The sequence below is a fragment of the Vibrio sp. 10N.222.55.C6 genome, from assembly GCF_041473395.1.
Lineage (GTDB): Bacteria > Pseudomonadota > Gammaproteobacteria > Enterobacterales > Vibrionaceae > Vibrio > Vibrio crassostreae_C.
Genome location: NZ_JBFRSD010001073.1, coordinates 1 through 399, shown reverse-complemented (window position 1 = coordinate 399; position 399 = coordinate 1). Strand labels below are relative to the sequence as shown.

Sequence of the window (399 nt, the reverse complement as noted above, 5' to 3'; positions counted from 1 at the left end):
GCTTTAGGAGTTCATAAACGCTATCGGTAAAGCTGGTATGCCACTCAATAAGTGTCGGTTTTGCACTGAGCTCTTTAGACGTAAGACGGATAGGGAGTTTTAAGATCTCTTCAGGAATAAGCACAGCCGACGATGATTGATCAACGAACAGTTGGCAGCTACTTGGCACCAGTGTTTTGACGACATCGATATCATGGCCTTGTAAGCGAACCTTAGTAGGTAACCATGGAGATTGAGATAAAATGGTAATTAATTCAATGATATAAATAACAGCGAAAGCTTCGCCCCATTGAAACATAGGGGAATTGTCTTCAGGTGCGGTTCTGCAAAACCAGCTCTGACCGTGTTCTTGAATAAACTCGACTTTGCTGCCTGGGGAGTCGTAGGCAAAGATTGAAT

Annotated in this window: 1 pseudogene; it reads right to left on the bottom strand. The window is 43.4% G+C overall.

The window, feature by feature from the left end:
• Positions 1 to 399 (bottom strand): annotated as a pseudogene (locus AB4486_RS27600) (AraC family transcriptional regulator); the annotation flags it as partial.